Consider the following 8,500-nt stretch of genomic DNA (forward strand, 5'->3'; position numbering starts at 1 on the left):
GGCGCAGCAATACACTTGTGCGCCGATCTACAAATCTTTGAGTCAAACGCTCATGCAGAGCGTCCGACAAGCGGTCTTCTACGACACGCGTCGTGTCGCGCCAATGGCTTTCGTCCTTTGTCCAGCCCTTGCGCTGCGCAACGTAGGTCCATGTGCGAATAAACGCGAGTCGTTTGGACAACGCATCAATGTCGCCATCGGTTCGATCAATTCGTTTGATTTGTCGTGCGAGCCAATCATCGGGGATATATCCGCGCTGGTGCAGATCGTTGAAAATGGTCTCGAGCAGCCCCGCATGTTCCGCATGGCTGATGCCGCGGAAATCGGGAATGCGGCAGACATCCCACAGGAGCCGCACCGAAGCGCCATCCGTGGCCCGGGCAAACACCTCATCCACCTGCGCCAGCGCCTTGAGTGCCCTCAGATCGTCGGATTCCCGCGCCCTGACCAGCCGCTCGTCTTCGGGCGGCATTTCCAAGGTCCTGATCAGGCGGTCAATGCTGCCGAATTGCAAAGCGTGGTTGCGCCAGTTGATCTTGTTCTGCGGGGTAAAGTTGTGATCCATGATCGCGCGGGCAACGTGATCGTCCAGCGCAGGCGCGTCCCCGGTGGTGCCAAAGGTGCCAGATTTGAACCCGCGCCCTGCCCGGCCCGCGATCTGCGCCAGTTCATTCGGGGCCAAGGGCCGCATCCGCCGCCCGTCGAATTTGCTGAGCGCCGAGAAGGCCACATGATCGACGTCAAGGTTCAACCCCATGCCGATGGCATCGGTGGCGACCAGATAGTCGACCTCTCCGTTCTGATACATCGCCACCTGCGCGTTGCGCGTGCGCGGAGAGAGTGCGCCCATAACCACCGCCGCACCGCCCTTTTGGCGGCGGATGAGCTCGGCGATGGCATATACATTCTCAACCGAAAAGCCGACGATTGCGCTGCGCGGCTTCATCCTGCTTATCTTTTTCTGACCTGCATAGATCAATTCGCTCATCCGGTCGCGGCGCATGAAATCGACCCCCGGAACCAGCGCCGCGATGGTGCCGCGCATGGTGTCGGCCCCCATGAACAGCGTCTCATGCAGGCCCCGCGCGCGCAGCAGACGGTCGGTAAAGACATGGCCACGCTCGGGATCGGCGCAGAGCTGGATCTCGTCGATGGCCACGAAATCCGCACCCATCTCCTGCGGCATCGCCTCGACAGTGCACACCCAATACTGCGTGCGCGGTGGCACGATCCGCTCTTCGCCCGTGACCAGCGCCACCACCGAGGGACCGCGCGCCTTGACGATCCGGTCATATACCTCACGCGCCAAAAGCCGCAGCGGCAGGCCGATTACCCCGGTCCGATGGGCCAGCATCCGTTCGATTGCATAGGTCGTCTTGCCGGTATTTGTCGGGCCGAGAACGGCCACGACGCGCTTGTTGCCTGCCACCTGTCTATCCTTGAATTAAAGCTCGCGCCCGATGCCGTCCCGGCGCAGCCCTTCAAGGGCCGCGCGGGCGTCTTCGTGATGCGGGTTGAGGGCGAGCGTCTTGCGGTAAAGTGCGGCCGCGCGGCCCAGATCTCCGAACTCCTGTATCATCACGGCAAGGCCGAAGATCGCATTGTAATTGTCGGGGTTCAGCGCCAGCGTCCGCTCTAGATCATCCAGCGCGGGGCCATAGAGATCGGCCCCGTAATAGGCCTGCGCCCGGGCATGGAACCCTTCGGCGAATCCGGGGGCGTGATCGGTCAGCGCGGTCAAATGCTCGATCGCCAAACGTGCATCGCCATCCGCCATCGCCTCCCGCCCCCGCGTCAGCAGCAAATCCATCGCAGCCGAACCGGAGCGCTGCCAATGCGCCTCGATCTCATGGGCGATTCTGGGGGCCTCCTCCGCCGGGGCCTCGCGCAGCTTTTGCATCAGCTCGGGCGGGGCCTTCTCGGCCACGGCCATGCCCGCAAGCAACACAAAGCTACCAACTGCCGCAACGGTATGTTTGAGGTTGACGGGTATGATGCGCATAACAAAACTGAATGTAACAGGCTGCCGCCGCAATTCCAGACGTAGCGGGGCCAAATGCCAAAAAAGGGCGAGCGATGAGCGATATTGTGAACGAAGCGGTAGTGGTGCTGAACGAAAAGCTGGCCGGCAGCGATTTTGACGGCACGGCCAAGTTCGACATCGAAGGTGAAGGCACCGTGATGATGGACGAAAACGGCGCCCGCGCGGCGGACGAAGAGGCCGACGTGACGCTGAGCGCGGATGCCGAAACCTTCCAGTCCATCCTCGAAGGCGACACCAACCCCACATCCGCATTCATGACCGGCAAGCTCAAGATCGACGGCGACATGGGCATGGCGATGAAGCTCGCCGCTGTTCTCGGCTGATGCATCTGGACCCGGCCCCGCTCTACACCGATATCGCCCCCGGCCCCGATGGGGGCCAAGCCCATTGGGCTGAGACATCGGATGGCAAGCGGATCAGGCTGGGTCATTGGCCCTGCGCAGGCGCGCGGGGCACGGTGCTGCTCTTCCCGGGGCGGACTGAATATATCGAAAAATACGGGCTTTGCGCCGCCGATTTCGCGCGGCGCGGCCTTGCCACCATGGCGATCGACTGGCGCGGTCAGGGTCTGTCGGACCGGCTGTTGCCAGATACCCGCATCGGCCATGTGGATGTGTTCAGCGACTATCAAAAAGACGTTGCCGCCATGCTGCGCGCCGCGCGCAGCCTGAACCTGCCGCGCCCCTATTTCCTGCTGGCCCATTCCATGGGCGGCTGCATCGGCCTGCGTGCCGTGATGGAAGGGCTGCCGGTGCAGGCCGTCGCCTTCACCGGCCCGATGTGGGGCATCTATGTCGTCCCGCATCTGCGCGCGCTGGCGTGGTCCTTGGCGCAATTCATGCCCCGCGTCGGACAGGGCCACCGCTTGCCGCCGGGCACCAAGATCGAAGCCTACCCTGCCATCGCCCCTTTCGAGGACAACCTGCTGACCACCGATCCGCAGATGTACGACATGATGCGCGATCAACTGGCCGCCCACCCGGAGCTAAGCCTCGGCGGCCCGAGCTTCGTCTGGCTGCGCGAGGCACTGGCCGAGACGAAACACCTCGCCGGACGCTCCGCGCCCAACATTCCCTGTATCACCTACCTTGGCAGCAACGAGCGTATCGTCGCCACCGACCGCGTCCACAAGCGCATGGCGCAGTGGAAAGGCGGGCGGCTTGAGATCGTACCGGGCGGCGAGCATGAGGTGCTGTTGGAGAGGCCCGAGTTGCGCAAGCCGATCTTCGACGGGCTGGAAAAGCTCTATCTGGGCAATATCACCGGTTAACCCCGCGCCTTAACCCCGCGCCCGCGTCATTTTCCTGTGCAATCGGCCCGCGCCGCCTAGATTGCTTGGGATGACACGCGACCCCGTCCTCAGCTTCACCGAAAACGGCATCTACTGCGCCGCTGGTGACTTCTACATCGACCCTTGGCGCCCCGTCGCCCGGGCGCTGATCACCCATGGCCACGCCGACCATGCCCGTGACGGCATGGGCAGCTATCTGGCTACCCATGCCGCGCTCCCGGTGATGCGCCACCGGTTGGGCGAGATCGCCATCGAGGGCATCGCCTATGGCGAGACGCGCCAGATCGGCGGGGCCACGGTCTCTTTCCACCCCGCGGGCCATGTCCCCGGCAGCGCGCAGATCCGGGTGGAGGTCGGTGGCGAGGTCTGGGTTGCCTCGGGTGACTACAAGGTGATCGACGATGGCATGTCCGAGGCTTTCGAGCCGGTCCGCTGCCACCATTTCATTACTGAGAGCACCTTTGGCCTGCCGGTCTTCCGCTGGGCCCCACAGGCCGAGGTGGCCGCACAGATCAACGACTGGTGGGCGAGCTGCAAGGCGGCGGGCAAGACTGCCTTCCTCGGGGCCTATTCGCTGGGCAAAGCACAGCGGCTCCTGTCGATGCTCGACTCCGAAATCGGGCCGATCCTGACCCATACGGCGGTGGAGAACACCAACGAGGTGCTGCGCGGCCAAGGCATCGCGCTACCCGAGACCACGCTGGTCACGCCCGAACTGGCGCCTAAAGAACATCCCGGCGCGCTGGTGCTGGCCCCGCCCTCGGCACTTGGCAGCCAATGGGCGCGGCGGTTCGGCGCGCAGGAGAGCGCCTTCGCCTCGGGCTGGATGACGCTGCGCGGGGTGCGCAGGCGGCGTGCGGGGGACCGGGGGTTTGTCATTTCGGACCATGCGGATTGGCATGGGCTGCTCTGGGCGATCCGCGAGACCGGGGCGGAAAACATATATGTCACGCATGGTTACACGGATATCTTCACGCGATACCTGAACGATCAGGGCTGGAACGCCGAAGTCGTGCCCACCCAGTTCGAAGGCGACGGGGGCGACAGCGAATGAAGGATTTTGCCGCGCTTTTCAACGCCGTCGACCAGACCACCAAGACCACGGTGAAAGTGGCCGCGCTGGCCGAATATTTCACTACGGCCGCCGAGGGTGACCGCCTCTGGACCGTCGCGCTCTTCTCGGGCCGCCGCCCGAAACGCGCCGTGACAATCACGCGCCTGCGCGAATGGGCTTCCGAGGCCTCCGGCGTGCCGCTGTGGCTTTTCGAGGATAGCTACGCCATCGTCGGCGATCTGGCCGAGACCATCGCGCTGGTCCTGCCACCGGTGGAGAGCGAGGACACCGGCACGCTCACCTCGTGGATCAACGCCCTGCGCGGGTTGAAAGACGTCGACGACGCCGCGCGCAAGGAATTCGTGCTGTCGGCGTGGCAGCAACTCGGCGGCACCGAACGGTTCCTCTTTAACAAGCTCATCACCGGCGGCTTTCGCATCGGCATCAGCCAGAAGCTGATGACCCGCGCCCTCTCGCGCGCCACCGGGCGGCCCGAGGCGGAGATGGCGCACCGTCTGATGGGCAATTGGCACCCCGACGACGTCACATGGCACAGCCTGATCGAGGCCGAAGACGCCAGCGCCGACGCCTCGCGCCCCTACCCCTTCTACCTCGCCTATGCGCTGGAGGACGGGCCGGAAGGCTTGGGCGAACCTGAGGACTGGCGGGCGGAGTGGAAATGGGACGGCATCCGGGGCCAGCTCATCCTGCGCGACGGCGACTATTTCGTCTGGTCGCGCGGCGAGGAGTTGATGACGGACCGTTTCCCCGAATTGGCCCGCGCCGCCGATCACCTGCCCCCGGGCACGGTGCTCGACGGCGAATTGCTGGTATGGCAGGCGGGCGCGGAATTCCCCTCCTCCTTCAATGCTTTGCAAGCCCGCATCGGACGCAAAACGGTGCCGAAGAAGCTGCTGACGGAAGCCCCTGTCGTGCTGCACGCCTACGACCTGCTGGAATGGCAGGGCGAAGACATCCGCGACCGCCCCTTTGCCGAGCGCCGCGCCCTGCTGGAAGAGGCCGCCGCCGATCTGTCTGAAGACGCACCCGTGCGCCTCTCGCCCCAACACCAGTTCACCGACTGGGCCGAATTGGCCACCCTGCGCGAAACGGCGCGTGAGGCGCAGGCCGAGGGGCTGATGCTGAAACGCGCGGACAGCCCCTATCTTTCGGGCCGCAAGAAGGGCGACTGGTGGAAATGGAAGCTCGACCCGCTGACCATCGACGCGGTGATGATCTACGCGCAATCAGGCTCGGGCCGCCGCGCGAACCTCTTTACCGATTTCACCTTCGCGGTCTGGAACGGCAACGATCTGGTGCCCTTCACCAAGGCCTACTCCGGCCTCACCGATGCCGAGTTCCGCCAGATCACCGCATGGGTGCGCAAGAACACGCAGCAGCGCTTCGGCCCCGTGCGGCAGGTTACGCCGCACCACGTCTTCGAGATCGCCTTCGAGGGCATCCAGCCCAGCCCGCGCCATAAATCCGGCGTCGCCCTGCGCTTTCCGCGGATGCTGCGCTGGCGCAAGGACAAGCCCCTGCAAGAGGCCAACACCCTCGACGATCTGAAAGAAATGCTGCGCATCTACGGATAGGTTGTTCCGGCCCGCCCGGAGGCATAGATGTGACGAAACGCAAATGAGGTACACCGATGTTTCAGCTTCCCTTCCCGCTTCACGATGCCAACGCCAGCGCCGGGGGCAAAGACCTTGGCGATCTGCCGGAATGGGATCTGAGCGATCTCTACACCAGTGAAGACGCGCCCGAATTGAAACGCGACCTCGACTGGCTGGAGGAAGCCTGCGCCAGCTTCGCCGCCGATTACGAAGGCAATCTGGCCACGCTGGATGCCAAGGGTCTGCTCGACTGCGTGCTGCGCAACGAGAAAATCAATCAGGTCGCCGGGCGCATCATGTCCTTCGCGGGCCTACGCTACTACCAGCAGACCACCGACGCGGGCCGGGCCAAGTTCATGTCCGACATGCAGGAGAAAATCACAGACTACACCACGCCGCTGGTCTTCTTCACGCTGGAGCTCAACAAGCTGCCCGACGATCACCTCGCCAAACTGCTGGATGAGAACCCCGACCTCGCGCGCTACAAGCCCGTCTTCGACCGCATCCGCGCGATGAAGCCCTACCAACTGTCGGACGAGATGGAGAAGTTCCTGCATGACCTTGGCGTCGTCGGCGACGCATGGGAGCGGATGTTCGACGAGACCATCGCCGGGCTGGAGTTCGAGGTCGATGGCGAGACGCTCAACATCGAAGGCACGCTGAACCTGCTGACCGACCCCGACCGCGCCAAGCGCGAGGCGGGTGCGCGGGAACTGGCCAATGTGCTGGGCCGCAACATCCGCACCTTCGCCCGGGTGCACAACACGCAAGTGAAGGAGAAAGAGGTCATCGACCGCTGGCGCGGTATGGAGACGCCGCAGACGGGCCGTCACCTCAGCAACCACGTGGAGCCCGAGGTCGTCGAGGCGCTGCGTAACGCGGTGGTCGAAGCCTATCCGAAGCTGAGCCACCGGTATTATGAGCTCAAGCGCAAGTGGCTGGGCCTTGACGTGATGCAGGTCTGGGACCGCAACGCGCCGCTGCCGATGGAAGACCCCAAGGTGGTCGACTGGGCACAGGCCGAAGCGACCGTGATGGAGGCCTACAACGCCTTCGATCCGCGCATGGGCGAATTGGCCAAGCCGTTCTTTACCAAGGGCTGGATCGACGCGGGCGTGAAGCCGGGCAAGGCGCCCGGGGCCTTCGCGCATCCCACCGTGACGGACGTGCACCCCTACGTGATGCTGAACTACCTCGGCAAACCGCGCGACGTGATGACGCTCGCGCATGAGCTGGGCCACGGCGTGCACCAGGTGCTGGCCGCCGATCAGGGCGAAATGCTGTCTTCAACGCCGCTGACACTGGCCGAAACCGCTTCGGTCTTCGGCGAGATGCTGACCTTCCGCAAGATGCTCGACAAGGCCCAGACCCAAGCCGAGCGCAAGGTGCTGCTGGCCGGCAAGGTCGAGGACATGATCAACACGGTCGTGCGCCAGATCGCCTTTTATGACTTCGAGTGCAAACTGCACGAAGCGCGCCGCGGCGGGGAGCTGACACCCGACGACATCAACGCGCTGTGGATGAGCGTTCAGGCCGAGAGCCTCGGGCCGGCATTCGAGTACATGGAGGGCTACGAGACCTTCTGGGCCTATATCCCGCATTTCGTGCATTCGCCCTTCTACGTCTATGCCTATGCCTTTGGCGACGGCCTCGTGAACGCGCTCTACGCTGTCTACGCGGAAGGCGAAGAAGGCTTTGAAGAGAAGTATTTCGACATGCTGAAAGCGGGCGGATCGAAGCACCACAAAGAACTGCTCGCCCCCTTTGGCCTTGATGCCAGCGACCCGGCATTCTGGGACAAGGGCCTGTCGATGATCTCTGACATGATCGACGAATTGGAAGCGATGGAGGACTGATGTCCCGCGCCGAGCGCATGAAAGAAAGGTTCGCCCCCTTCTTTGTCTGGATTCAGCGGCGGGTGCCGCCCGGATTTAGATTTGCGCTCGGCCTGCTGCTCATCTGTGGCGGCATCCTCGGGTTCTTGCCGATCCTCGGCTTCTGGATGCTGCCGCTTGGCCTCATGGTGGCGGCGATGGATGTGCGGCTATTTCGGCGCTGGCGCTCTCTTCGCCGCAGACGGCGGGCAGAACGGCCTTGAGGTCACTTCAATTGGCTGTCTTTCGAGCCCCGCCGATTGATCCCACCGCGCATCTGCGCCTGCCCGTCTCGTTCCCGCACGCAGTCGATACAAAGCTTTACCCCCGGCAGCGCCATGCGCCGCGCCTCTGGAATCGGCTCTTCGCATTCCGCGCAATGGGTGCGGCTCTCGCCCACCGGCGCGCGGCGCGCTTTCAGCCGCGCCAATTCGTCGGAAATGGAGGCTTCGATCTGCTCGCTCACCGCGCCATCGCGCGTCCATCCGCCTGCCATGTTGCGCCCTCCTCATGCGGTTCACTTCATAGATATGGGGCGCAGCGGCGGCTTGTCACGGCTTCACCCGGGATATGTCCCCCGCCCCAAGGGTTATTAAATGGGGTCGCGCAGACAAAAAAACC

At 63.9% G+C, this 8,500-nt stretch carries 9 protein-coding genes; 6 read left to right on the forward strand and 3 right to left on the reverse strand.

What is annotated here, in order from left to right; genetic code table 11:
* Together FCK22_RS11615 and FCK22_RS11620 are read right to left on the reverse strand one after the other, a co-directional pair.
* On the reverse strand, positions 1–1,429 hold a 1,429-nt coding region (locus tag FCK22_RS11615; RefSeq protein ID WP_282705406.1), incomplete at its 3' end, for a helicase-related protein.
* Positions 1,430–1,444: 15 nt separating this feature from the next.
* On the reverse strand, positions 1,445–2,002 hold the full coding sequence (locus tag FCK22_RS11620; RefSeq protein WP_067262476.1) for a hypothetical protein: 558 nt from the start codon (positions 2,000–2,002) through the stop codon (positions 1,445–1,447).
* Between the two features lie 74 nt (positions 2,003–2,076).
* On the opposite strand from FCK22_RS11620, the gene FCK22_RS11625 reads away from it, so the two are divergent.
* From FCK22_RS11625 to FCK22_RS11650, 6 genes are all read left to right on the forward strand, one after another.
* Positions 2,077–2,367, forward strand: coding sequence for an SCP2 sterol-binding domain-containing protein (locus FCK22_RS11625; RefSeq protein WP_067262473.1), 291 nt, complete (start codon positions 2,077–2,079; stop codon positions 2,365–2,367).
* Positions 2,367–3,314 (forward strand): alpha/beta hydrolase, encoded by a 948-nt coding sequence (locus tag FCK22_RS11630; RefSeq protein ID WP_067262467.1) that lies wholly within the window; start codon positions 2,367–2,369, stop codon positions 3,312–3,314. Before FCK22_RS11625 ends, FCK22_RS11630 begins: the two co-directional genes overlap by 1 nt.
* Before the next feature lie 70 nt (positions 3,315–3,384).
* The gene (locus tag FCK22_RS11635) at positions 3,385–4,389 is read left to right on the forward strand and encodes a ligase-associated DNA damage response exonuclease (protein WP_067262464.1); all 1,005 of its coding nucleotides are present in this window, start codon (positions 3,385–3,387) and stop codon (positions 4,387–4,389) included.
* Positions 4,386–5,984 (forward strand): ATP-dependent DNA ligase, encoded by a 1,599-nt coding sequence (locus FCK22_RS11640; RefSeq protein ID WP_067262461.1) that lies wholly within the window; start codon positions 4,386–4,388, stop codon positions 5,982–5,984. Before FCK22_RS11635 ends, FCK22_RS11640 begins: the two co-directional genes overlap by 4 nt.
* Positions 5,985–6,040: 56 nt before the next feature.
* The gene (locus FCK22_RS11645) at positions 6,041–7,861 is read left to right on the forward strand and encodes a M3 family oligoendopeptidase (protein WP_067262459.1); all 1,821 of its coding nucleotides are present in this window, start codon (positions 6,041–6,043) and stop codon (positions 7,859–7,861) included.
* Positions 7,861–8,103 (forward strand): hypothetical protein, encoded by a 243-nt coding sequence (locus FCK22_RS11650; protein ID WP_067262457.1) that lies wholly within the window; start codon positions 7,861–7,863, stop codon positions 8,101–8,103. The genes FCK22_RS11645 and FCK22_RS11650 overlap by 1 nt, the downstream gene beginning before the upstream one ends.
* 2 nt (positions 8,104–8,105) lie before the next feature.
* On the opposite strand, the gene FCK22_RS11655 is transcribed toward FCK22_RS11650, so the two are convergent.
* On the reverse strand, positions 8,106–8,375 hold the full coding sequence (locus tag FCK22_RS11655; protein ID WP_067262455.1) for a DksA/TraR family C4-type zinc finger protein: 270 nt from the start codon (positions 8,373–8,375) through the stop codon (positions 8,106–8,108).
* Positions 8,376–8,500 lie beyond the last annotated feature (125 nt).

It is taken from the genome of Sulfitobacter sp. 15WGC (assembly GCF_005068605.1).
GTDB classification, from domain to species: Bacteria; Pseudomonadota; Alphaproteobacteria; order Rhodobacterales; family Rhodobacteraceae; genus Sulfitobacter; species Sulfitobacter faviae.

Excerpts from the sequence above, each read along its gene's own strand:
- FCK22_RS11655 (WP_067262455.1), bottom strand. The coding sequence starts at position 8,375 with ATGGCAGGCGGATGGACGCGCGATGGCGCGGTGAGCGAGCAGATCGAA.
- FCK22_RS11620 (WP_067262476.1), bottom strand. The coding sequence starts at position 2,002 with ATGCGCATCATACCCGTCAACCTCAAACATACCGTTGCGGCAGTTGGT.
- FCK22_RS11645 (WP_067262459.1), top strand. The coding sequence starts at position 6,041 with ATGTTTCAGCTTCCCTTCCCGCTTCACGATGCCAACGCCAGCGCCGGG.
- FCK22_RS11635 (WP_067262464.1), top strand. The coding sequence starts at position 3,385 with ATGACACGCGACCCCGTCCTCAGCTTCACCGAAAACGGCATCTACTGC.
- FCK22_RS11650 (WP_067262457.1), top strand. The coding sequence starts at position 7,861 with ATGTCCCGCGCCGAGCGCATGAAAGAAAGGTTCGCCCCCTTCTTTGTC.
- FCK22_RS11640 (WP_067262461.1), top strand. The coding sequence starts at position 4,386 with ATGAAGGATTTTGCCGCGCTTTTCAACGCCGTCGACCAGACCACCAAG.
- FCK22_RS11630 (WP_067262467.1), top strand. The coding sequence starts at position 2,367 with ATGCATCTGGACCCGGCCCCGCTCTACACCGATATCGCCCCCGGCCCC.
- FCK22_RS11625 (WP_067262473.1), top strand. The coding sequence starts at position 2,077 with ATGAGCGATATTGTGAACGAAGCGGTAGTGGTGCTGAACGAAAAGCTG.